Below are 425 nucleotides of genomic sequence, written 5' to 3'. Positions count from 1 at the left end.
ATCGAGACCGATATTCACATCGTCGACCGGCTGATGGGCCGCGAGCCGCAGGATTTCCCGCATGTCAATGAAATGGCGGGTGCCTCGTTCGACGGCGTCAACTTCGAGCCGGACGACAAGACGCTTGCCTTCTGCCGCAATCTTTATCGCGAATATATCAACCTGCTCGGCTACAGGAAGCGCAAGGGTGAGGCAGGTACCGACGAGACCGACGACTGAGAGTGCTTGGTCCTATTCGATATAGGTATTGAGCTTCATCCCGGCATTCAGGAACCGCAGCGGGTCGACCGCCTGGTTGTTGCGGCGCACCTCGTAGTGCAGGTGCGGGCCGGTGGAGCGACCGGTGGAGCCGGAGAGCGCGATCAGGTCGCCTTCCTTGACCTTCTCGCCCTTCTTGACCAGAATTTTCGACAGATGCCCGTAGC

2 protein-coding genes are annotated in these 425 nt (G+C 59.3%); one reads left to right on the top strand and one right to left on the bottom strand.

Going from position 1 to position 425, the window contains the following annotated elements; translation table 11 throughout:
* On the top strand, nt 1–219 hold a 219-nt coding region (locus AC1D0P_RS30310; RefSeq protein ID WP_477680118.1), incomplete at its 5' end, for a hypothetical protein.
* A gap of 12 nt (nt 220–231) precedes the next feature.
* Here AC1D0P_RS30310 and AC1D0P_RS30305 read toward each other — a convergent pair.
* The coding region (locus AC1D0P_RS30305; protein ID WP_477680117.1) for a M23 family metallopeptidase at nt 232–425 on the bottom strand (194 nt) is incomplete at its 5' end.

It is taken from the genome of Polaromonas sp. P1_G2, assembly GCF_056405515.1.
Note: the sequence above shows the minus strand (reverse complement) of the source record. Positions and strands in the feature narration are given on the sequence as shown.